Origin of the sequence: Vibrio sp. D54 (assembly GCF_021728075.1) — a bacterium.
Lineage (GTDB): Bacteria > Pseudomonadota > Gammaproteobacteria > Enterobacterales > Vibrionaceae > Vibrio > Vibrio alginolyticus.
The window spans coordinates 17,413-41,546 of record NZ_JAKKCS010000002.1 but is presented as its reverse complement, the minus strand read 5'-3'; the positions used below and the strand labels follow the sequence as shown (position 1 = coordinate 41,546).

Sequence of the window (24,134 nt, the reverse complement as noted above, 5' to 3'; positions counted from 1 at the left end):
TACACTATTCTCAAGCAATAAATCCACAAACATTTCCTAAATATAAAGAGTGAGAAACATGATTAAGTTTCCTGAACATTTTCTTTGGGGTGGTGCCATTGCTGCAAACCAAGTAGAAGGGGCGTACAACCTTGGGGGTAAAGGGTTATCGACATCAGACATGCTGCCAAACGGTATTTTGAGTCCGCATCAAACCCGTGAAGAGCGTACACCGGGTATCAAAGACGTGGCGATCGACTTCTACAATCGCTACCCAGAAGACATCGCGCTGTTCAAAGAGATGGGCTTTAACTGTCTGCGTCTCTCTTTGGCATGGAGCCGCATCTTCCCGAACGGGGACGAACTAGAACCTAACGAAGAAGGTTTGGCGTTCTACGATAAAATTTTTGACGAACTTGCCGAGCACAACATCCAACCTTTCGTGACCTTATCTCACTACGAAATGCCTTACGCACTGGTTGAAAACTATGGCGGTTGGGGCGATCGTCGCGTCATCGAATTCTTCGAACGTTATGCTCGCACAGTGCTGGAACGCTACAAAGACAAAGTGAAGCTGTGGTTAACCTTCAACGAAATCAATATGTCTCTACACGCACCATTTACTGGTGTTGGTTTGCAAGAAGGCGCCAGTGAACAAGAGATTTACCAAGCGATTCACCACCAGCTAGTCGCAAACGCAAAAGCGGTAAAACTGTGTCAGCAAATCGTACCTAACGGCAAAATTGGTAACATGCTGCTTGGCGCAATCAACTACCCATACACCTGTAACCCTGATGACGTGCTTGCTGCAATGCATGAAAACAACAAGTGGTTGTTCTTCGGTGATGTACAAACACGTGGTCAGTACCCTGGCTACATGAAGCGTTACTTCCGTGAAAACGGCATCGAAATTCAGATGGAAGCAGGCGACTTAGAAGAAATTGCATCGGCAAGTGTCGATTTCATCTCATTCAGCTACTACGCAAGTGGCTGTGCAAGTGCGGATCCGAAACAGAAGGAAGTGGGTAACATTGTCGATAGCGTACCAAACCCATACCTTGAAAAGAGCCAGTGGGGTTGGTTGATCGATCCAAAAGGCCTGCGCATTCTGCTGAACTTCCTTCACGATCGCTACCAAAAACCACTGTTTGTCGTAGAAAACGGCTTAGGTGCACGTGATGAAATCGATGAAAACGGTGAGATTCAAGATGATTACCGCATCGCTTACTTGAACGACCACCTTGTGCAAGCACACGAAGCGATTCTGGATGGCGTTGAGTTGATGGGCTTTACCAGCTGGGGGCCAATCGATTTGGTCGCGAATTCAACCGCTGAGATGAGCAAACGTTACGGCTTTATCTATGTCGATCGTCATGATGATGGGCAAGGAACGCTAGAACGTAAACGTAAGAAAAGCTTTTTCTGGTATCAAGACGTGATTCGTACTTCAGGCGGTTCATTGAAAAGCTAAGCCTGTTGTCTAGGTATAAAGTGCAACTAGGCATTCGCCTAAACCATCAAGCCCTGCAATTGCAGGGCTTGAATTTTAAGGTGTTTATTCATTTAGAGATTAAACTGCAATCTCTCCACCGTCTTCACGGCGAATAACCACTGTCGCCGCTCGTGGGCGCACAGAAACACCAGCAGGCGTTTCTTCGGCTGCATCTTCACTGTATGGCCAGTTACCTGGGTGCTGAATATTCACAAACAATGATTTGTAATCAGGGCTGATGGTAAAGCCTGTTACTTCACAACCATTTGGTCCGACAAAGAAGCGTTTCAATTCAGCTTGATTATCCGCACCAATCACAGCTTGATCACCATTCTCATCTGTTAGCTTAGATGGAACAACAGCCAACATTTGATCATTGGTGTAAGACGTGACTTCATCTGCGCCGTTATCAGTCTGAATCCACAAAATACCACGGCCATCAAACGCTAATCCGTCTGGGCTCGCAAACTGGTTTAGCTCATTCAAGCCAGAACGGTTGGTATCTGCATCACCATTTGCTGGCGAACCAAACACAAAGATATCCCAAGTAAAGTCAGTTGCTGAAGCTCCTTCATCCCAACGAATAACATGACCAAACTTATTATTCAAACGTGGATTCGCAGGATTGGTTTCATCTGTACGGCGCGTATTGTTCGTCAATGTTAAATATACTGAACCCGTGAATGGATCAACCGTACACCACTCTGGTCGATCCATTGGTGTTGCCCCAACTAAATCCGCCGCGCCAGCAGTATTGATGATAATTTCAGCCAGTGAGTTAAAGTGATCCGCTAACGTACCACCAGCGGTTGTTACGCTATCAAGCGTTAATGGTAACCAAGTACCTGTGCTGTCTTCATTGAAGCGCGCCACATACAGTGTGCCTTCGTCCATGTACTTGTCACCCATCGCCAAGCGATTATCAGGGTTAGCATCTGCTGGATCCCACGCTGCCGCAGATTCAAATTTGTATAGGTATTCAAAGCGAGAATCGTGGCCAGAATAAAATACCACTGGTTTGCCTTCTTCAAGCTTACCGAAAGTACAGCCCTCGTGACGGAAACGACCTAGCGCAGTACGTTTCTTCGCACGTGAGTTTTGCGTGTAAGGGTCAATCTCGACAATGTAACCGTGACCATTGGCTTCATTACGGTAATCATCCATCGCACTTGCTCCTGTTGGAGCCACATTAAAGCGAGAGAACTCATCAAGACGCTCTTCTGCATTTCCTGCTAATGTCTCCCATAGGTAACGAGTGCTTTGGTCATCGACACCAATGCGATCTTGCTCTTCTGTACGAGTCCCGGCATTAACAAAGTAACCTGGCCAGTTCTCTTCACACGTTAAGTACGTGCCCCACGGCGTGTAGCCGTTGCCACAGTTGTTTAACGTACCACGCGCTTGGCTGCCATCTGGCGAGAAACGAGTGACAGTTAAAGATGTGTGGGCTACCGGGCCAGACAAATCCATGACTGTCGCACCAGTATAACGACGGTTTAGTGGGTCGGTATCAACCAACTTCCACATGTTATCTTCCAGTTGAATGCGAACCACTGATACACCGTGCGCGTTAATCTCTTTGCGCACTTCATCTACAATGGTACGTACGCCATTTTCAACCGTCGGACCGTTTGGATGCAGTGCTGATGTGTCGATGTACTCGTGGTTAATACATAGCAAGCCATCTGTAGTGCTATCGTTCAATGGGAAAAAATGCATGCCGTCATGGTGCATGCCTAGCGCATTTAACTGATCGGTACTGGTGTTGGTACCATCATTTTGCCATGCGCTGCCTTGTGCATTAAGTGGTGTTCCCCAAGGTACTAGTACTTGTGCGGTGTAACCTTGTGGAATTGAAACTGCGTCAGTGAGTGAGCCAGGGATAGATTCAAAGTTAAGAACGGCTTTAGATGCGCCCGAACCACTGCTTACTGTACTCCCTGAGTCAGACGAGTTACAACCAGCCAATCCGAAAGCACCAAACGCTGTCATCGCACTGATACCTAAACCACCTTTCAGAATGCTGCGTCGAGATAGGCTCGCTTCTAATACTTCTTCAAATGGTTTGTTTTCACTTTGGTTATAACGCGTCGCGTCAAAGGTTTCCTTGCTCATTTTTACTTTCCCGATCTTATAGTTTAATTAATAAATAAGTGATTAGTTGAACGGCAAGAAGTTTGGATAAGAAAAATGACAAAAGTGCTTAAAACATATGAAACTTGTGTTTCAACAATACTGCAAACCAACCAACACAGCTAACGAAGCAATTAAATTCTGGTCACATAATCACCAACTGTATCGCTTCATTCTGATTTTACTTGGGCTAAAGTATGATAGAAGGTATAAGGTGTACGAAATCAAATCATCTACGAGAGATAATCATGAAATTAGACAAGATCGATAACAAGAGCCGTCGTATCCGTAAAAAGCTGTTCTTAGGTGAGTTCGCAATCCTAGGTTTCGAGATCAGCTGTGAAACAGACATTAACGACTTCGACCGTTACGATGCATTCGTTGATGACTTTATCGACTACATTGACGAGCTTGGTCTTTGCTTCGGTGGCGGTGGTCTAGAACTGTTTGAAGGCTTCCTATGTTCTACTGACCGTTACGGCAGTGCGACTGAAGAACAGAAAGCGCAAGTTATTAAATGGTTAGAAGCACGTCCAGAAGTGAAAAGCGCGCAAGCGGGCGAACTAGTTGACGCCAACTACCTGTAACTAAAGGGCAACCTGTAATACGCAGAGCTCAATAAATGGTAGAGAAAGCTGGTCTTAAGACTGGCTTTTTTATTTTTTGAAGAATGTGATAGTAAATTAGGGTGCTTGGGAAGTTGCGCGGAGTGATTGTGGCGTTTTTGAGCTGGCAATCAACGGGAAACTGCGTTCCACAGCCAGCTCGTGCCTTTAGGTATAATTAACTATGATTTTTTAGCTGGTGCGTCTTTCGTGTCTTTCCAGTATTGAATACGCACACGATGTAGCTGAGCTCTTCTAGTCTTTTTCATAGTAAAGTCCCTCATCTTATATAAGTAACGCTCCTCATGGAGCTTATTGTCTAAGGTCGTATCCCCTTCAATCTATAAGGGAATCAATCATTTAACCGTGACCAATTTCACAACATAATGATAATTACCGATTTCTTGCAGCCTGTTTTTACTGGCAAACGGCATATTATCTATCTGACACAGTTAACTTACTCACCAGATATGACAGAAAAATGGCAATCAAGTTCCCTACTTATACTGTCATTGAATCTTAATAAGGATTAACAAGGTGGGCATTTCAGATTTACCATACTGTTTATAAAAACCGCAAGAATTTTTATTTCTTTTCAAACAAATCTCTACTCAAGATCAATTCACTTTCATCTTTATCGTCTCCCTTTTAACGCATTGTGATCCAGTTCAATCCACAGAACTCGGAACAAAAAGCGCACATTAATACATTCACCACCAAACTTGTGCGAGATCTCTTACAAGAGTTGTAAGTAAATAGATTAATCACCTCTAAGAGCAATGCCAGAAAAAACATTAAATATATGATTTAAAAGTAATATTTAAATTCACTTAAAATAATAAGTAAAAATAATTTAGAAAAGTTAATTGAGTCAAATCAGCAAAACATCAATACTCAATTTGTCGACAGGATGTTGGCGGGAACAGGAAAAAAGCCTAAAGGATTGGGTATCTTCAGGATGAAGATTTGATAGCTTAGGATGAGTTGTCAGCAAGGATGTAGTTAAGCTCTAGGATAGAGTTCGCCCGTCAGGATGATAGGCAAGAATGGACACCGCTAGGAAGGCGATGAACAAGGAACTCGGTTAAAGGACTTAGCCACAATCAAGGATAGATGCAGGGAGCACCTATTAGTAGCTGGATTGCTGCGAAAAAGAATAAGCCCCGTCTGGGAAACCAGGCGGGGTTTTATTTTGTCTGTAATGTATTGATAACGATTCATCTTTTATCGTTTAAGTCTTCTCTGTTTTCATAAAACACCGTGCTATCATTTTCTTTACGTCTCCCAACAAAGCTCTCAGAAAATCACACACTATGCTTAATCCTGTTTGGTTACATACATTTAAGACATTGATTGAAGTCGGTCATTTTACGCAAACGGCAGAAAAACTTTTTATGACTCAGCCTGGCGTCAGCCAACACATCAAAAAATTAGAGCAAAGTTGTCAGCATGCCTTGATCAAGCGCGAAAACAAAAGCTTCGAATTAACCGAGCAAGGCAGGATCGTCTACGCATATGCGCTCGAGTTAGAAGATAGAGAGAAGAAGCTGCTCGAAGAGCTCAGTTTTGATGATGCGTTTTCAGGCCATTGTAAACTGGCTTGTTCTGGTGCAATGGCGTTAATGTTGTATGGGCCCATTTTGGAGAAGCAAAAACAGCACCCGAGCTTATCGTTACATTTAGAAGCCGCGCCAAATCAATCTATTCTCAACGCCATAACGCAAGGGCACATTGATATTGGTATCGTGACTGATGTTCCCAACAAAGGTCTGTTTCACAGTGAGCGAATTGGTAAAGAGAGGTTGTGCTTGGTTCTGCCAAAGCATTATCAAAATAAGCAGATAACGCCACAACTCTTGCATGACTGTGGTGTCATTAGCCACCCTGATGCCGAGCATTACATGACGCTGTTTTTTGACCAATGTGAAGAACCAGAGCTCCAAGAAATTAAGATGAGCGATTTACCATTATCCGGCTACGTAAATCAATTGAGCCAAATTTTGCTACCTGTCAGCAAAGGACTTGGCTTCACCGTGCTGCCTCAAAGTGCGGTCGACAATTTTCCGCTAAAAGACACGTTACACATTGCTCAATTGAAAAACACTGTATGTGAAGAGCTATTTCTAGTTCGTAAGCGCAGTCGTGCTCTACCTCTGCGCTATCAGACCATCAAAGAAGTGTTATTGGATGTGATCGGTGGCGCGCATCAATGATGTTAGCCACTCTTCGCTGGTAATGCGTTCCTCTTGGCAATCCACCCAATATGGTTTGCCAGATAACCAGCTCTTTGACGCGACCTCTTTTATAAACACATCCACGGAATCAACGTCATCTTTGGCGTAATCCCATTTATTGCGCATGTGTTCTGCCGCTTCTTGATTAGTGTACGCCTTGCCGTTGCGGATAAAGGTGCAAGAGGATTGCTCAACTCGTTTTATCAACGTCGAGATATCTTGCTCTACCCCTGCTAGTGCAAAGGTCGGCAGAATGCTTAATGTAAGTAACAACGTCCACTTTGCTTTCATCGCACCTTTATCCTTATCCCTGACCACGTAACTACTAATAGTAACTACTGATAAGTGACTTAACTATTCTGGTGTTTGGCTGTTTAGTTCAGCAATTATTGCCACCATGCCTGAGCAGGCTGAGGCTCCGCAATCGCCAAGCGTTGACCAATCTCAGGGCTAACTAACGTTACACCGCGCTCTTCACTGATGTCTAACGCGCGTTGCATCGGTTCATTCCAATCGTGCATCGATAAATCAAACGTGCTGTTATGGATCGGCATCATAACTTTGCCCTGCACATCGATGTGTGCTTGAACGCTTTGCTCTGGGAACATGTGAGTGTCTGACCAGAGTTCATTGTACGCACCTGTTTCAATCATGGTGAAGTCAAATGGACCGTACTTTTCGCCAATCTCTTTAAAGCCATTGAAGTAACCAGAGTCACCACTGAAGAACACTTTGTGTTGTTGTGCATTGATAACCCAACTGCCCCACAGCGTCGTATCGCGGTCTGTCAAACCTCGACCAGAGAAATGCTGAGTCGGAGTTAGTGTATATTCAATGCCGTCAACAGAGTGTGACTCCCACCAATCTAGTTCGATCACTTTTTCTTTGGGTACACCCCAATTCACCAGCAATTGGCCAACTTTTAACGGCACCAAGAAAGTGCCCACCTTGTCGCCTAGCACTTTGATAGAAGCTTTATCTAGGTGATCGTAATGGTCATGACTGATCACCACCACATCGATAGTTGGCAAATCTTCTATCGTGATGGGGGTTTTGTGAAAACGTTTTGGTCCAACCCATTTCACAGGAGACGCGCGATCACTGAATACAGGGTCGGTCATCACCAGTTTTCCATCGAGCTTCATTAATACGCTTGAGTGACCCAGACGATAGATGACGTCATCTTGCTCTTCTAACAGCTGCTGCGCTGTGATCGCATGCACTGGAATTTCAATCGTTGGTGTTGGGTTAAGGCGCTCAGTCATAAAATACGCTTTCATGATTCCGAACATGTCGCCTAAACCGCTTTTGTATTCCAACTCTATGTTTGAAAATTTGTCCGGGTATGTTGGCGCTTTTTCAGTATCAACATTAGAACAAGAAATCATGGATGTACCCATCGCGAACGCTCCTACTGTGGCTAGCAAAGTTTTTTTCATAAAAAGTTAACCCGAACAAAAGTAAACTACACGGTGCAGTTTACTTTCTAATTATCAAAAGTAAACTACTTAGTGTAAAATAGATCAAGAAATGATCTTCTTAACTTAGCAAGCTTATGAATGTAAAAAGAAAAAGTCGTAGCGAAACCAAAAGAGAAGCCATCTTGTGCGCGGCAAGGCAAGCGTTCCAAGAGTTTGGGGTGCAAAACACCAGCATGGATAAGCTCTCTGCAATCGCACAAGTATCTAAACGCACGGTCTATAATCACTTCCCTTCTAAGGAAGCGATCGTGACGGAGTTGCTGACTGAGCTTTGGCGTTCGTCAATGATGGAAAGCGATATTAAACGCTTGGCCACTCTGCCACTCAAAGATCAATTGATTGAATTACTCTACAGCGAGATCATTGTGGTGACGGAACCAAACTATATTGAGCTGGCAAAAGTGGCATTTGGGCACTTCTTATTTAAGCAGGAAGATCTCAAAGAACAAGCAGAACAAATGTCGAAACAGGAAACCGCCCTGTACCGCTGGCTTACTGAGAAATCGAACAGTGGCGCTTTGCAAATTGATGATGTACATATAGCAAGCACTCAATTGCACAACTTACTTAAAGGCAGTGCATTCTGGCCGCAGTTAATGGGAATTCGCCCCTCTTTATCGAATGAAGAATCTAGGCTGTTAGCTACCCAAACGGCGGAACTTTTTTTAAGTCACTATCAAAACAGCTAAAAACAGCGGTCAAATTGGCCGCTTTTTTAAGCGATAATTCGTGACAAAGCGATGAAATTTTTGCTCAATTTTATTTATCTCACCCTTGACAGTCTCATACCGCAAGGCGTGAGCGTTCGATAAAATATTTTTGTCGTGTCGACGATGCTTTTTCGTTTTCATCTCACAAAAAAACGCCCTAAGGTGCGCACCTCTGACGACGTGGTTGTTCAACCACAATTCTAAATCGTTGAAGTAAGTAGGTTATGTCATAACATGATCACCTGCCTACTGCATTCTATGCTCTATACTTATATTTTAATTTGGTACTGACTTACTAAGGAATTGCCATGCGTATTGCTATTCTCTCTCGTAATGAGAATTTATATTCAACCATGCGCCTAAAACAGGCGGGTGAAGAACGTGGGCATCAAATCGATGTGATCGACACGCTTCACTGTTATATGGACATTACGAGCAACAACCCTAAGATCCGCTACAAGGGTGAAGAATTACCGCAATACGATGCTGTTATTCCACGTATTGGGGCATCTATTACGTTTTACGGCACTGCTGTTGTACGTCAGTTTGAAATGATGGGTACATTTTGTGTCAACGAATCTGTCGCGATCAGCCGCTCTCGTGACAAGTTGCGCTCATTGCAACTGCTATCACGTAAAGGCATCGGTTTGCCACGCACTGGCTTTGCTCACCATCCTGACAACATTCAGGACGTGATCAAAAACGTTGGTGGCGCACCTCTAGTGATTAAATTGCTAGAAGGCACTCAAGGCATTGGTGTTGTACTTGCAGAAACAAATAAAGCGGCAGAAAGCGTGATTGAAGCTTTCATGGGTTTGAAAGCTAACATCATGGTGCAAGAATTTATCGAAGAAGCAAAAGGCGCGGACATCCGTTGTTTTGTTGTCGGAAATAAAGTAATCGCCGCAATGAAGCGCCAAGCAAAAGAAGGCGAGTTCCGTTCTAACCTTCACCGTGGCGGCTCTGCACAACTCGTGCGTTTGAGCAAAGAAGAGCGTGCGACCGCTGTAAATGCAGCGAAAGTGATGGGCTTGAACCTTTGTGGTGTGGATATCCTTCAATCTAAAAATGGCCCAGTGGTAATGGAAGTGAACTCTTCCCCTGGTCTAGAAGGCATCGAACTAGCAACTGGTAAAAACATTGCAGGTATGATCTTCGATTTTATCGAGAAAAACGCTAAGCCAAATTCAAACCGTACTCGCGGTAAAGGTTGATTTTTGTTTAACGCACAAGAGAGCCAAAAACCGGCTCTCTTGTTACTCGTCGCTAGGATGACACTATGAATCAGAAAATGATCATTGGGAATGCCGAAGCTATTTGCTTGCCAGAGTTAGGGATTACTCACCTTGAAGCGCGTATTGATACAGGCGCTCAAACCTCTTCATTACATGTAGACAATATTGATTGCTTTGAAAAAGATGGTCAGTCTTATGTTGCATTCGATCTGCACCCAGATGTATACCATTTAGAACAAGTGGTTCGCTGCACAGCGAAACTAAAAGCAAACCGTAAGGTTAAATCTTCTAACGGTACTTTTGAGCACCGCTGCGTGATCACGACGATGCTGCGTATGGGCGACCAACAATGGCCAATCGACATTACGTTGACTAACCGTGAAAAAATGACTTACATGATGCTGTTAGGTCGTCAGGGCATGGCAGACAAAGTGCTCGTTGATCCTAGCCAATCTCACTTATTGGCATCTTAACCCCGTAGCTTCAGATGAGTGATCGAACGTTTTTGTTGAGCATCACTCGTCTGGCTTTATCTTCGCCTACTTCCTACGAAATAGCGCAAACAACAATCCCCTCGCTTTAACTTTTGTCACTCGCCAATGGGTCATCGGCTTAGTCGGCGCTGTATTCAAAATGTGCTGATACGCTTTTTCATCCAAAGTCACCTCTCCCCCATGTGCCAAAAGCAAACATTGCGGATTCATCTCAAACACACGCTTTAATGATTGCCGATATTGATTCGGATGAAATATGGGAAACGGCGCAATCAGATGCTTTTTCACCTGCACCATTAAATCCGCCACATACAACACATCTTGTTCAGAATGATAAACCGACAGATCTCGATCAGTATGCCCTAGCGTTTCTAGCACCTGCCAATCATCAAATCCAGGAATAAACTCTCCATCAATAAGTTCAATATCTGGCTTTAGCTTGCGGGAATACCACAGGTTTTGCTTTGGTTTACGCATCCGATTCGCCATCCAGCGTGCTAACATCAAATCGGTCAAATGCATGAGCCAACCGTCTATACCGCTATACCACTGGCTCTCTCGCTTTGCGGCCAATAGCTTGCATCCTGTTAAATCACGTAGTTTGTGCGCACCACCAGCATGGTCTGGATGCATGTGGGTCACAACAACCAACTTTAGGTCAGAAAAAGGACGATGGAGTTGATGTTCAATAAAGTCTTTAAGATGAGGGATGTCTGCTCGACTGGCACCATCAAGCAACAATAATTTATCGGGATATTCGGCGAGATACATGGTCTGAATGTACCCCTGAATTCTGTGCAGCTGCAAAATATGTCCTTATTTTAGTGAGATGCTTCATGACCGAACCCTTACTGGTCAGACCAACTATAACAGCAGAATGGACGCTTCGGTAAACAAATATTCACACGTAGCGACGACAACAAATCATAATCGAGATGATAGATTTTAATCATTAGACTCAAGGGCCCTTTTATCCGTTAATGCGCGCACACGGAGTTCGTGTCAGGGTATGAGGTAAATACCTCATGATTTGCTTTTTTGTACTTTTCCTTCTAATTAATTAAGGAGTTAAGTACATTTTTGTGAGAATCGAGTTGGAAAAAGCAACTAAATTAGACCGCATCCGCGCGGACTACAACGTTCACTACTGGAGCCAAGGTTTCTACGGCATTGATGACCAAGGCGAAGTATATGTATCACCACGTAGTGATCGTGCACATCAAATCCCTTTCAGCGCTATTGTAAATGAGCTAGAAGCGAAGCAGTTAAATCTGCCTGTATTAGTACGCTTCCCGCAAATCGTGCACCAACGTGTGCATGGTATTTGCCACGCATTCAACCAAGCAATTGAAGAATACCAATATCCAAACAAATACTTGTTGGTGTACCCAATTAAAGTAAACCAACAACGTGAAGTGGTGGATGAAATTCTAGCGAGCCAAGCTCAACTAGAAACCAAGCAGCTTGGTCTTGAAGCGGGTAGCAAGCCAGAATTGTTGGCGGTACTTGCATTGGCTCAACAAGGTAGCTCCGTAATCGTGTGTAATGGCTACAAAGACCGTGAGTATGTGCGTCTTGCACTGATCGGTGAAAAGCTGGGTCACAAGGTATTCATCGTACTAGAGAAGCTTTCTGAGCTGGATCTGGTACTAGAAGAAGCGAAAAGTTTGGGCGTAAAACCGCGCCTTGGTTTACGCATTCGCCTCGCCTCTCAAGGCGCAGGAAAATGGCAAGCAAGTGGCGGTGAAAAATCGAAGTTTGGTTTATCAGCATCGCAAGTGCTTAGCGTTATTGAACGTCTTAAACGCGAAGGCAACCTAGACGCGATGCAACTGGTTCACTTCCACCTTGGTTCACAGATGGCAAACATCCGTGATGTACGCAATGGTGTGAACGAGTCTGCACGTTTCTACTGCGAACTACGCGCACTCGGTGCAAACATCGAGTACTTCGATGTGGGCGGCGGCTTGGCAGTGGATTATGACGGCACACGCAGCCAATCATCGAATTCGATGAACTACGGCCTTGCAGAATACGCACGTAATATCGTGAACACAGTGGGCGATGTGTGTCTGCAATACGAACAACCAATGCCAGTGATCATTTCGGAATCGGGTCGCTCGCTAACAGCGCACCACGCTGTATTGATTTCTAACGTAATTGGTACCGAGTCGTACCTACCGGAAGAAGTACATGAGCTTGATGAGGACGCTCCGCTTTTGCTACAAAACATGTGGCGAAACTGGGAAAACTTACAAGATGGTACAGACGCTCGTGCGTTAATTGAGATTTACAATGATACCCAAAGTGATTTGGCAGAAGTGCACTCTCAATTTGCTACAGGCGTGCTTAACTTGGAACAACGTGCGTGGGCAGAACAATTGTCACTACGCATTTACTTCGAATTAGGCCGCAAGATGAGCACTAAGAATCGCTTCCACCGTCCGATTCTGGACGAGTTGAGCGAACGTCTTGCGGATAAGTTCTTCGTGAACTTCTCTCTCTTCCAATCTCTACCAGATGCTTGGGGTATTGATCAGGTGTTCCCTGTTCTGCCACTTTCTGGCCTTGGCGAGGCGGAAGAGCGTCGTGCAGTGATGTTGGACATCACATGTGACTCTGATGGCGCGATCGATCACTACGTTGATGGTCAAGGAATCGAGAGCACGCTACCTGTACCAGCTTGGAGCAAAGACAAACCGTACCTAATGGGCTTTTTCCTAGTAGGCGCATACCAAGAAATCCTTGGTGACATGCACAACCTATTTGGTGATACCCACAGTGCTGTAGTCAATGTTGATGAACATGGTCAATTTGAGATCAGTTACATCAACGAAGGTGATAGTGTAGAAGACATGATGCGCTACGTTCATATCGACGTGGATGCGATTCGTGACAATTATAAACAATTGGTTTCACAGCGAGTTGAAGCCAATGAACAAGCACAAATCCTAGCAGAACTAGAACAAGGTCTAGCAGGATACACCTATTTAGAGGACTTCTGATATGAATGATTTGTTTACTAAAACTGATTATTCGCTTTACTCCAACTCTATGTCGTTTTTACGTCTGCCGTACATTCGTAACCCGGTATCGGCAGACGCAGACGTTGTGGTGTTGGGAGTCCCTCTGGACATGGCAACATCTGGTCGTCCAGGTGCGCGTATGGGTCCAGATGCAATTCGCCGTGCCTCAGTCAACTTGGCATGGGAAGGTAAGAAGTTCCCGTGGAGCTTCAACGTATTGGATAAACTGAAAGTGATCGACGCAGGTGATCTCGTGTTCGATTGCGGTGATGCGGAAGATTTTACTTACCGCCTTGAAGCGGCAACCAGTGAAATTCTAAAAAGTGGTAAAACCATGTTGGGATTGGGCGGTGACCACTTCATCACGCTACCTATCCTACGTGCCTATGCGAAGCATCATGGCCAAATGGCTTTGATTCACTTTGATGCTCATACGGACACCTATGCAAATGGCAGTTCATACGACCACGGTACGATGTTCTACCATGCGCCGAAAGAAGGTTTGATCTCAGCGAAGAACTCAATACAAATCGGCATTCGTACGGAGTACAAACAGCAAGATCACGGCTTCAATGTGATTAATGCGATGCAAGCGAATGACATGCCGGTGAACGAGATCCTAGAAGAAATTCGTCGCACCGTCGCAGACAAGCCAATATATGTCACTTTTGACATCGACTGCTTAGACCCGGCCTTCGCACCGGGAACTGGTACACCAGTTTGTGGTGGCTTGAACTCAGACAAAGCGCTGAAAATTATTCGTGGTTTAGCCGGCATGAATATCGTGGGTATGGATGTTGTCGAAGTATCGCCTCCATACGACCACAGTGATGTTACCGCACTAGCGGGAGCAACCATCGCACTAGAAATGCTTTACGCATACGCATCTGAGCGCGAATAGACATAATCATTTCTAAGGGAGCTTCGGCTCCCTTTTCTTTCTGATGCTTTCCTCTACCTTTTATTCACTCGTTTCATCTTGAACTCAGCTCAACCGAGCAGACGCTTTATTTTTGCACTTTAACCATTAAAACCAGTTACCTATAAGGCTCATTCTATTCACGAAAAGTAAAAAATTTAACGTAATTAGACAAAGAAATGCACCGCTTTTTGAAAACAAAATCGGATTAGTTTTTCTAATTGAAATCATAGATTTTTATCTTGCTCAACTTCACACTTTTCGATTGCTAATTATACAAGCAAGCACTATTATCTCGCGCAAATACCCCCGCAACACAAGAAGTCAGTTGGCACTCTGTAAAAGAGCGCTAAGGGTTTTTACGTCTTAAATTTTTTGGAGAGATACGCAAATGTCTGCTTCGTTTCCATTAGCGAAACTTACCTTTTTAATCGCTATATTGACTGCCGTGGGTCAAATGACCCAGACAATGTACGTGCCTTCAATCGGTCATATGGCGGGCGAGTTTTTGGTATCTGCGTCATCACTTCAAGCTGTGATGGCTTGTTACCTAATCCCATATGGCTTGTCGCAATTTGCGTATGGCACACTATCGGACCGCTTGGGACGCAAACCGATCATCATCGTCGGGCTGCTTATCTACATCGCGGGTACACTGGTAGCATTATTTGCACATCAATTTGAATGGTTCTTGATTGGTAGCTTTATCCAAGGCTTAGGTATTGGCTGCGGCGGTGCGATGTCACGCACTCTGACTCGCGATTGCTTTGAAGGCTCTGATCTACACAGAGCAAACAGCTTAATTAGCATGTGTGTGATTTTCTCACCATTAATGGCACCAGTATTAGGCGGTTACCTAACAGAAGCTTTCGGATGGCGGTCGAGCTACTTGTTCTTAGCGCTATTTGCTATCGCGGTTGTGATCACCATGATGACAAGCATGATGGAGACGCTACCAAAAGAGAAACGCAAATTCGAACCAGTAGCCAAAAGCTACAAACACGTTTTGTCTGACCGTCGCTTTCAAGGCTTTTTGATTTGCCTGGTTGCAACATTCGCTGGTGTGGGTGTATTCGAAGCAGCGGCTGGGGTGTTGTTGGGTGGGGTATTAGAATTACCTGCAACAACGGTAAGTTTGCTGTTTATATTGCCGATCCCAGGTTACTTGGTGGGTGCGGGCTTATCTAGCTACATCGCAAGACGTCGCTCTGAGCGTCGTGCTTTAAACGTAGGCTTGGTCTCTATTTTTGTGGGCTCTGCTATTGTGCTCATCCCAGGCTTGTTTGGTTTGACCACGGCGTTAACGCTGGTTGGAGGCGCAACCGTGTACTTTTTGGGTGCGGGTATTCTCTTCCCAGCAGCAACAACTGGAGCGATTGCGCCATTCCCATACCATGCAGGAACAGCAGGCGCGACATTGGGTGGCATGCAAAACTTGGGGGCAGGTGTCGCAACTTTGCTCGCGTCACTATTTCCAGCGCATAACCAGATGCCTTTGGGCATTTTGATGATGGCAATGTCGGTAATTGCAATGCTTGGGTTAATGTGGGTGAATCGAGCACACAATCACTCAAACGAAGTACCGCAAGTTATCTGATCATTATCAGCTTACTTTCAAAATCCAAAAGGGACACACTCAACAAGTGTGTCCCTTTTTTCATATCACACTATATCGATTTCCCGATGAGAATGATTTAACTTTCGAATTGATATTTGTTAAAAATAACAGCTGCTTACACAATGTGTTTTCAGCTCTCTTCAAATTGAGTATCCAACTCGGAAATATTGAGGATTCTCACTTTTTCGGTATACCCCATAACAAAGAATGGACAACTGAAAACCACTAACAAAATGAAAGCCCAGCCCTCAGGATGAGGCCACTTGGGTGTACAATAAGGATAAAATCAGATGCGTTTCACTTTAACTACGTTGGCCGTCTCGGTCGCGCTTGTCGCCGGATGCAGCAATCAAGGAATTCCTAGCATGACTCAATACTCCCAAACACAGATCGTTGCTCAACAAACTCAAGCTCCGGTTGCGAAAAAAATCCCTCACGCGATGACTATTCATGGCGATACCCGCGTTGATAACTACTACTGGATGCGTGACGACGAACGTAAAGACCCTGAAATTTTACAGCACCTAGAGACAGAAAATCAGTACGCAGAAACCGTTCTAAAGCACACTGAAACACTTCAAGATACGCTATTTGAAGAAATTAAAGGGCGCATCGCAAAAGACGACAACTCAGTACCGGTTCGTAAAGGCAACTACTTCTACTCCAGTGAAGTGACCGGAGATAACGAGTACGAAGTCCATTTGCGAGCTAAAGACTTTGCAGGCAAAGACAAACAAATCATTTTAGATGTCAATGAACTAGCAAAAGAACATGAATTTTTCAGTATCGGCGGCCTATACGTTAGTCCGAATGAAAACTTATTGGCGTATGGCGAAGACACATTAAGCCGCCGAGTGTACACCCTTAAGATCAAAGACCTGACAACAGGCAATTACCTACAAGATGAAATCGAAGGGGCCTCAAGCGCTGTCGCATGGCAGAACGATAACAACGCCTTTTACTACATCAAAAAAGATCCACAGACCTTATTGGGCTACCAAGTTTATCGTCATGTATTGGGCACACCACAAAGCAACGATGAGCTGATTTTTGAGGAAACCGACAGCGCCTATTACACCTCACTAAGCAAAAGCAAAGATGGCGAAGATATTTATATCTGGCATTCGAGTACAGAAACCAGTGGGGTCTCTATCATTGATGCGAACAACTCTAAAGCAAAGGCGAAACCGTTCTATCCTCGTGAAGATGGCATTGAATACAGTATTTCTAAGCTAGGCGATTGGTACTACATTTATACTAACTATCAAGCCGTCAACTTCCGTTTGATGAAAGTTCATCAAAATGACATGCATGACCGCTCTAAATGGCAAGATGTGATTGCCGCAGACGACAATAATCAACTTGTCGACTTCGAGTTATTCGATGATCACATCGTCTATGAGCAGCGCTCTAACGGCCTAGCAAGCGTCACTGTACGTCAGCTTTCAACAGGAAAAGAATTCCCCCTCACATTTAATGACGATGCGTTTGCTGCCTATTTGACAGGTAACCTAGAGCTGGATAACGAGAAAGTTCGTATTTATTACAGCAGTTTAACCACTCCAGGAACCTACTACGATTTCGATCTAACAACGGGCGAGTCAGAAATCATGAAGCAAACACCTGTACTTGGTGATTTTAATCCTGACAATTACCAATCAGAACGCATCATGGTCACAGCCCGTGACGGTAAAGAAGTACCCGTTTCTTTGGTGTATCGTAAAGACTTATTTAAGAAAGATGGTACGAATCCACTCTACCAATATGGTTATGGGTCTTATGGCGCAACCATTGAGCCAACTTTCCGCTCGACACGTTTGAGTCTATTGGATCGCGGCTTTGTTTACGCCATTGCTCATATTCGTGGATCTGAAATGCTTGGCCGCCCTTGGTATGAAGACGGTAAAAAACTAACCAAGCAAAACACATTCAACGACTTTATTGATGTGACTAAAGGTTTGGTTGAACAAGGCTACGGCGCGAAAGATAAAGTCTTCGCTGTTGGTGGCTCTGCAGGAGGTCTCTTAATGGGGGCTATCATCAACCAAGCACCAGAACTGTACCGCGGTATCGGTGCACATGTTCCGTTTGTGGACGTGGTAACCACTATGCTCGATGAATCAATTCCATTGACCACCAATGAGTATGATGAATGGGGTAACCCAAATAACAAAACATACTATGACTATATGTTGAGTTACTCGCCTTACGACAACATCAAGGCGCAAAACTACCCGAACATGTTGGTAACGACTGGCTTGCACGACTCTCAAGTACAGTACTTTGAACCAATGAAGTGGGTCGCCAAACTTCGTGAAATGAAGACAGACGATAACGTTTTGTTGTTCAAAACCGATATGGAAGCCGGACACGGCGGCGCATCTGGTCGATTTAAGCGCTTAAAAGAAGATGCGCTAGAGTATGCCTTCTTCCTCGATTTACTCGATAAAAAATAAGCGTATTAATAGAACTGTATCTCTAACAACAAAAAATGCCCGCAAGTTGCGGGCATTTTTATAGACGCACTCTCTGGGGTTACCTAAGCAGAGAACTAACAGTGTCTCTTATAGCCAAAGAATAGCAGAAAGAAAAACGCCTACTCACAACGAGTAGGCGTTAACACAATAAATGTGTTTAGGCAGTAGAAACTGGCCTATTTATTAGAAGTAGTAACGAGCACCTAGAGTCCAGTAGTCGTTCTCTTCATTGTTGTAGTCGTTACCTAGATCAAACTGGTAAGCTGCAAACGTTACGAAAGCAGGAGTTACAGCGTACTCTGCTTGTAGCGCAGTTTCGCTTGAAAGTGTCTTGTTGTCTTCTTCGTCTTCTACGCCTTCGTAGTTAACGCTGAATGTCCAATCGTTTACGCCGTATGCCAAAAGAGCTTCAAGTTGAGAAGTGTCTTTACGCATTTGGTAGAAGTACTCGTTCATACCGTATACTACTGCTGCGTATAGACCTGAACCGTACTGACCGTAATTTACAGAGAATAGGTGTGATTCAGCGTTCTTAGTACCTAGAGTCGCGTTTTTAACATCACCGCCGCTGTATACGTAGCCTAGGCCAAAGCCAGCTACAGAACCGCTCAGTGCAACTTGACCACGTTGCTCGTATGTTGTTGCATCTGAAGTTTGCTCACCTTGCCAACCTAGACCTAGGTTGAAAGCAAAACCTTCACCAAATTCAAAACCTTTACGGTAGCTAAGCATTTTATCAGCACGAGCTGAGCCTAGGTTGCCGTGGTTGTCGTACAAAAAGTCGTTCGCAAACGCGATTGGTAGATCCGCAACACCAGCTACATCGTAGTAAGGTGACCATTGAGTACCTGCAACAAGGCGACCGTACTGTTCGTGAGTTGCACCGATGTAACCTAGACGAGTTTTGAACGATTGTTCACCACCATTTAGGTAGTTAAGCGCCCATTCGCCTTTAGCGTCGATAGTGATACCGTTGCCAATGTCTTTCTTACCCGCGACGTTAATACGTGGAGACACTTGGTGAACTTTCACATCTTCCTCGTAGTACTCACCTACGCCAACTGAAACGTGACCGCCGATCGATAAAGATGTACCATCGCTGTTGTAAACTTCTGCTGCGAAGGCCTGTGAACCACATGCTAGTGCCGCCACTGCAACGGCTAGAGTTTTCATTTTCATTGTTAACATCCGTATAGTTGTTTGTACCGGTTCGCTTAGAAACAGATTAAATCCGAATCAATCGCAACGAACACATAACAAAGTAGTAATGAAATAGAAATGAAACAAACACTTTCTTATGCAACCAGTGGTATCAATGCTCACATTTTGAACTTAGTCACAAAAAAATAGGGAACTTTTCATTCCCCATCATAAAATCTGTGGCTTTTTACGTGTCACATCTCCCAACGTGCGAGTGGCTTCTCAGTTTTGATACCCTTACTGCCCCAGCGGTCAATAACATCAATTTGCAGTATGCGGCTCGGTTTAATAAGCGATGTCAAGGTTTTCGACGGTCGTTTATCCGTCACTAACCATAGCGTTTTATCTTGTTCAAACTGAGCTTTTAAAGATAATTTGTCTTCTTCTGTCCACTCGAGCTCCGGCTTAAATTCGCGCCCAACCACAAACAATTGGTTGCCAGAGGCAAAGTCCTCTAGTGACTCACTCATCAGTACCACTGAATCGATGCCTTTATCGAAGATCTCTGCCTGTTGTTGGTTGATCAGTTCACGCACATTGAGCATAAAAGCCTGTTGATTCGTTTGAATCGCCTTTTGGTGTTCAGGATATACACGTTGTAGATCCTCTCCAACAATGCCCGCCATTCGGATTAAGTTTGTAGGGTTAAGCCATGCGTACTTCGATGTTGACCCATTTTCTAATGTCAGTACTGCAACTCCTTGAGCTCTAGGAGAAATGGCCTGCGATGCATCGATTTCAATCAAGTGAATGTTGCCCTGTCGAGCGTAAACATAAGTCGGGTCTTGTTTCCAAATCGCACCAAGAGTAATAGCAACCGTCGCGACTTGACCCGCTTGCTTAACTTGCTCTGTACCTTTATTTGCGAACCAGTTTTCAAGACGCTCAACGCCGTAACGCTTTGGAGGCAGATACTGAGTCTCTATCCCTGTACCTTTCATGAGTTGCTCAGACAACATGTACGTGACGGGAGTGCTGGTTAAAATGTCTTTGGCGCTTGCCCACGATGGAAGTGTCGTCGCTATAACCAAACCAAAAGTTATCGCTAATTTTTTTATCTTCATGTTCATTACTTTATAAAAAGGGTTACGTTTTTTGGATAATTCGGTAAACCGTTGCTGTTAGGAAAAATGCCGCAGAAACAATGATGATGGATGCGCCTGATGGCACTGGTAGCTCAAGCTCCATAGGCAGTATGGTTCCTACTAAACACGCAATGGTTGCCAATAAAGAAGAAAGGAGAACGAAACTGCCCATGCGTTTAGTCAATAACCTAGCCGTTGCACCAGGAATCAGTAGCAATGCACCAACCAATACCGCGCCAATAATCTTTACCGCGGCGATGGTGACCAAGGTGATCATCATGACAAATAAGTAATCATAAAAGCTGGTATTAAAGCCGCGTACACGTGCAATATCCGGGCTGATACAAGTTAGCAAAATGCGGTTAAACGTTGGAATAAGAAGCAGTAATATGATCAAACAGCTGATCGCTAAAATAAGGATATCGTTGTCCGTCACAGTCAAGATCGAGCCAAACAACACGTTCTCCAACATGTGAATGTTGATCTTGCGAGCAACGTACATTAACAGCGCAGCACCAACCGCTAACGCTAGTGCAAGAAAAACCCCAACCAGTGTGTCGTAAGGTACATTCGTACGATTACGAACAAAGTGAAGCAACAGCGCAAAAATCATACAAAAGCTAAACAATCCGATGATCGGATTCTCTGGCGGCTCACCGAGCAACACACCAATCGCGATTCCGGTAAGCGCAGCATGCCCAACCGCTTCAGAGAAAAAAGCCAGTCGCTTGGCGATGACTAATGTCCCAAGACCACCAAGTAATGGCCCTAATATCAGCGCTGCCACAATTGCGTTCACCATGAAAGCATAAGAAAAGCTATCGCTTAACCATCCAGCTTCAACGCCGCTAACCGCTAACTCTCGCAACCAATCCATTATGCAGCCTCCACTTTTGCTGTGTAGTGCTTGAATAATGTTTCTATACGATCAGGACTTAGCACATCTGAATGGTGCCCTGACGCCACAATTTGACGATTTACAACATGGACCTGCGCATCTAAACGGCGCACTGCGGTCACGTCATGGTGTACTGCCAGTACCGTTTTGCCTTCTCCAACGACTTCATGAATCAAACCTTCAAGATATCGAACACCTTGCTCATCCATGCCAGTTGTAGGTTCGTCTAAAACCAATAAATTGGGCTCATCCAGTAAAGCTTGCGCAAACAAAACACGCTGTTGCTCACCGCCAGAGAGTTGCCCCATACGACGGTCGCTACGCGTTGCCATACCCACGCGATCCAGCTGGGCCAGGGCATGTTGAGTTTGTTTCGTTTTACGTCGCCAAAATAGAGGGATACGAGTTTGGTTAAGCAGTACAAAATCCATCACGGTTAACGGGAGGCTTGCTTCAAACATCGCTTTTTGTGGCACATACCCTATCTTCCCCGATGCAGCTGATGGTTCTGGCCAATTGAGCGCTATGTTTCCCGAAAATGGCGTGAGTCCAAGTACCGAACGAAGCAAAGAGGTTTTACCACCGCCGTTCGGTCCCATAATCACGTGACATTTCGCGTTCTCGAATTCGGCGCTGATGTTCTGCAAAATGATATTGTCGGCGTATTTTAGGCCCACGTTACTTAAGGAAACGGAAGGTCCAGTCATCACGCCTTTTCCCCTGCTCGCTTACTCGCCACAAATTTCATGGCTTCGATTAGTGTTTCCACATTATCTCGCATCTCAACCTCGACTTTATCAGCCTCATACTCACCGTGAGTCATGTGAGAAAAGCGATAAAGCTGCACCCCAGTAGCCTCTTCGATGGTATCAACAAAGCGATTCGGCATATTGAGCTCATAAAACAGAACATCAATGCCCGATTCACGAATTTTCTCTATCGTTTCCTGTAGCTGACTTGCACTTGGTTCTACACCATGAGCAGGCTCAATGACAGCGGCAACGTCAACACCAAACTCCTGAAGGATATATCCGTAAGCATTGTGGGTTGTCGCCACCTTCATACCAGCCGTGTCCAACTCACCAAGAGACAACATTGCATCACGCTTCATCAGGCGAAATGTTTTCGCGTATTTACGAGCATTTTGGCGATAGAACGTAGCATTGTCTGGGTCCAATTGGCTTAGTTCACTCGCGATGGTGTAAACCTTTTGAATGGTTGTTGATAGACCGACAAAGGTGTGAGGGTTCACTGCTCCTTGACCAACAGACTGCCCCATAGCGGGCAATATAGGCACTTCTTTGTTCGCTTCGATAACCACGAGATCATCACGCTGAGAAGCCTTGATCACTTTCAGTGCAAAATCGTCATGACCAATACCATTGATCACTATTACGTCCATTTCATTTAAGCGCTTAAGATCATTAGGTTGTGGCAAATAGTTGTGAGGATTAAAACCAGCATCAACCAAAGGAACGATGTCCGCCTTCTCACCAACAACGGCTTTAACATAGCTGTAATAAGGTTGAAGCGTAATACCAATACTGAGTTTATCGGCAGCAAAGCCAGTAGAAGACACCGTCAATAACGCGGTGGCTGTAAGAATACGACGTAAAAGAGAGCGTTTGATCATAGTACTTATCAATTATGTTGTCTTAATGGGCGTGAGAGTGAGAGGAAGAGTCTGACACAACGATTTGTTTCCAACCGAAATCGTGGCGTTTTGCTAGCTCGCTTAGTCCCTCCACATTTAACGAACGGCTAGAATCATTAAACCAAATATCAGCTTGAGAACTGCGGCTATCCAACAGCATGGAAGCAGAGCCTTGGGCACTGGTCTTCACGCCAATGTAGACACCGTCATCAATTCGTTGCCACTGATGAGAACCTTTACGCTTCCAGTTTTGGTCTTTCACGAACGGAGCAATCCAAAGCACCTCCATATCAGAGATCTCAGGCCAAGTTCCGGTATCTAACTGCAAATCACGAATCTCTTCATGAGCGAGCTTAAGCTCAGCGATCAACCCCAACTCATTTTGATGTAAATCCGTGATTAACACTTGATGAGACTGCATGTCTGGCTTTTCAGTCGCGACCTGATGGTAGGGCATAAGTATGGCTGCTGAACTGAGAATTGCTGCGATTGTCAGTGCGACCCACTTTCCTTCTCGGTTACCATCATCAGGGCGAACTTTCTGTACACTCATTTCTCTTTCAGCTCAACGATATCCACTTCCACCGGGCTTTCATGTCCGGCATCAAATACCAAATAGAAATCTGTTTCAGGGTGAGTAAATTCTGCGATGGAACGCTTATCTGTTTTTTCTTTGGCGATCAGATTGTCGTCGTAATCGTACATTTCGACATCGTAGTCGACCGCTGTCGATCCATCCGAGTAGCCCGCTTCACAAATCACTTTATCTTGCGCCAAGTGACAGCTCATCAGAGGAAAATGTGCAGCAGCGTGAAAGGACGCAAATCCAGAAAAAAGCAAAACCGCTTTTAGAAGAGAAGTGTTATTCATGATAATTCCAAAATGGCCCAGCAA

General features: G+C 44.7%; 21 protein-coding genes. 10 read left to right on the top strand and 11 right to left on the bottom strand.

What is annotated here, in order from left to right; genetic code table 11:
• The first annotated feature begins 58 nt into the window (after positions 1-58).
• The gene (locus tag L3V37_RS02800) at positions 59-1,450 is read left to right on the top strand and encodes a glycoside hydrolase family 1 protein (protein WP_005384182.1); all 1,392 of its coding nucleotides are present in this window, start codon (positions 59-61) and stop codon (positions 1,448-1,450) included.
• Between the two features lie 99 nt (positions 1,451-1,549).
• Here the strand turns inward: L3V37_RS02800 and L3V37_RS02795 are convergent, their stop codons facing one another.
• Entirely contained in the window at positions 1,550-3,586 is a 2,037-nt protein-coding gene (locus L3V37_RS02795) for a PhoX family phosphatase (protein ID WP_005384183.1), read from the bottom strand.
• Between the two features lie 266 nt (positions 3,587-3,852).
• Between L3V37_RS02795 and L3V37_RS02790 the strand changes: the two genes are divergently transcribed.
• Together L3V37_RS02790 and L3V37_RS02785 are read left to right on the top strand one after the other, a co-directional pair.
• Positions 3,853-4,191 (top strand): YggL family protein, encoded by a 339-nt coding sequence (locus tag L3V37_RS02790; RefSeq protein WP_005374208.1) that lies wholly within the window; start codon positions 3,853-3,855, stop codon positions 4,189-4,191.
• Between the two features lie 1,331 nt (positions 4,192-5,522).
• Entirely contained in the window at positions 5,523-6,422 is a 900-nt protein-coding gene (locus tag L3V37_RS02785) for a LysR family transcriptional regulator (protein ID WP_237305791.1), read from the top strand.
• Here the strand turns inward: L3V37_RS02785 and L3V37_RS02780 are convergent.
• Positions 6,390-6,734, bottom strand: a complete 345-nt coding sequence (locus tag L3V37_RS02780) for a DUF5329 family protein (RefSeq protein WP_033906240.1) — start codon at positions 6,732-6,734, stop codon at positions 6,390-6,392. The genes L3V37_RS02785 and L3V37_RS02780 overlap by 33 nt on opposite strands.
• Positions 6,735-6,829: 95 nt before the next feature.
• Positions 6,830-7,843 carry an MBL fold metallo-hydrolase gene (locus L3V37_RS02775; protein WP_237305916.1) on the bottom strand — a complete coding sequence of 338 codons (1,014 nt, stop codon included), beginning with the start codon at positions 7,841-7,843 and terminating at the stop codon, positions 6,830-6,832.
• A 155-nt stretch (positions 7,844-7,998) separates the two neighbouring features.
• Between L3V37_RS02775 and L3V37_RS02770 the strand changes: the two genes are divergently transcribed.
• From L3V37_RS02770 to L3V37_RS02760, 3 genes are all read left to right on the top strand, one after another.
• Positions 7,999-8,613 (top strand): TetR/AcrR family transcriptional regulator, encoded by a 615-nt coding sequence (locus L3V37_RS02770; protein WP_237305790.1) that lies wholly within the window; start codon positions 7,999-8,001, stop codon positions 8,611-8,613.
• Positions 8,614-8,942: 329 nt separating this feature from the next.
• A complete protein-coding gene (rimK, locus tag L3V37_RS02765; protein WP_005374224.1) occupies positions 8,943-9,848 on the top strand; it encodes a 30S ribosomal protein S6--L-glutamate ligase in 906 nt (301 codons plus the stop codon).
• A gap of 65 nt (positions 9,849-9,913) precedes the next feature.
• Positions 9,914-10,342: a RimK/LysX family protein gene (locus L3V37_RS02760; protein ID WP_005384193.1), complete on the top strand. Its 429-nt coding sequence runs from the start codon at positions 9,914-9,916 to the stop codon at positions 10,340-10,342.
• Between the two features lie 66 nt (positions 10,343-10,408).
• Here L3V37_RS02760 and L3V37_RS02755 read toward each other — a convergent pair whose 3' ends face one another.
• Positions 10,409-11,134, bottom strand: a complete 726-nt coding sequence (locus L3V37_RS02755) for an MBL fold metallo-hydrolase (RefSeq protein ID WP_237305915.1) — start codon at positions 11,132-11,134, stop codon at positions 10,409-10,411.
• A gap of 311 nt (positions 11,135-11,445) precedes the next feature.
• On the opposite strand from L3V37_RS02755, the gene speA reads away from it, so the two are divergent.
• From speA to L3V37_RS02735, 4 genes are all read left to right on the top strand, one after another.
• On the top strand, positions 11,446-13,368 hold the full coding sequence (speA, locus tag L3V37_RS02750; RefSeq protein ID WP_237305789.1) for an arginine decarboxylase: 1,923 nt from the start codon (positions 11,446-11,448) through the stop codon (positions 13,366-13,368).
• Between the two features lies 1 nt (position 13,369).
• Positions 13,370-14,290: an agmatinase gene (gene speB / locus L3V37_RS02745; protein WP_237305788.1), complete on the top strand. Its 921-nt coding sequence runs from the start codon at positions 13,370-13,372 to the stop codon at positions 14,288-14,290.
• A 409-nt stretch (positions 14,291-14,699) separates the two neighbouring features.
• A complete protein-coding gene (gene emrD, locus L3V37_RS02740) occupies positions 14,700-15,905 on the top strand; it encodes a multidrug efflux MFS transporter EmrD (protein ID WP_005374234.1) in 1,206 nt (401 codons plus the stop codon).
• A 311-nt stretch (positions 15,906-16,216) separates the two neighbouring features.
• Entirely contained in the window at positions 16,217-18,382 is a 2,166-nt protein-coding gene (locus tag L3V37_RS02735; protein WP_237305787.1) for a S9 family peptidase, read from the top strand.
• A 204-nt stretch (positions 18,383-18,586) separates the two neighbouring features.
• On the opposite strand, the gene L3V37_RS02730 is transcribed toward L3V37_RS02735, so the two are convergent.
• From L3V37_RS02730 to L3V37_RS02700, 7 genes are all read right to left on the bottom strand, one after another.
• Entirely contained in the window at positions 18,587-19,582 is a 996-nt protein-coding gene (locus tag L3V37_RS02730; protein WP_130546494.1) for a porin, read from the bottom strand.
• 215 nt (positions 19,583-19,797) lie between these two features.
• Positions 19,798-20,667 carry a metal ABC transporter solute-binding protein, Zn/Mn family gene (locus L3V37_RS02725; protein WP_130546495.1) on the bottom strand — a complete coding sequence of 290 codons (870 nt, stop codon included), beginning with the start codon at positions 20,665-20,667 and terminating at the stop codon, positions 19,798-19,800.
• Between the two features lie 22 nt (positions 20,668-20,689).
• On the bottom strand, positions 20,690-21,565 hold the full coding sequence (locus tag L3V37_RS02720; protein WP_130546496.1) for a metal ABC transporter permease: 876 nt from the start codon (positions 21,563-21,565) through the stop codon (positions 20,690-20,692).
• Positions 21,565-22,293 carry a metal ABC transporter ATP-binding protein gene (locus tag L3V37_RS02715; RefSeq protein ID WP_017635536.1) on the bottom strand — a complete coding sequence of 243 codons (729 nt, stop codon included), beginning with the start codon at positions 22,291-22,293 and terminating at the stop codon, positions 21,565-21,567. The genes L3V37_RS02720 and L3V37_RS02715 overlap by 1 nt, the downstream gene beginning before the upstream one ends.
• Positions 22,293-23,219, bottom strand: coding sequence for a metal ABC transporter solute-binding protein, Zn/Mn family (locus L3V37_RS02710; protein ID WP_237305786.1), 927 nt, complete (start codon positions 23,217-23,219; stop codon positions 22,293-22,295). Before L3V37_RS02710 ends, L3V37_RS02715 begins: the two co-directional genes overlap by 1 nt.
• A 22-nt stretch (positions 23,220-23,241) precedes the next feature.
• Positions 23,242-23,793 (bottom strand): DUF6162 family protein, encoded by a 552-nt coding sequence (locus L3V37_RS02705; RefSeq protein WP_237305785.1) that lies wholly within the window; start codon positions 23,791-23,793, stop codon positions 23,242-23,244.
• Positions 23,790-24,110, bottom strand: a complete 321-nt coding sequence (locus tag L3V37_RS02700) for a hypothetical protein (protein ID WP_005374251.1) — start codon at positions 24,108-24,110, stop codon at positions 23,790-23,792. The genes L3V37_RS02705 and L3V37_RS02700 overlap by 4 nt, the downstream gene beginning before the upstream one ends.
• Positions 24,111-24,134: the final 24 nt, after the last annotated feature.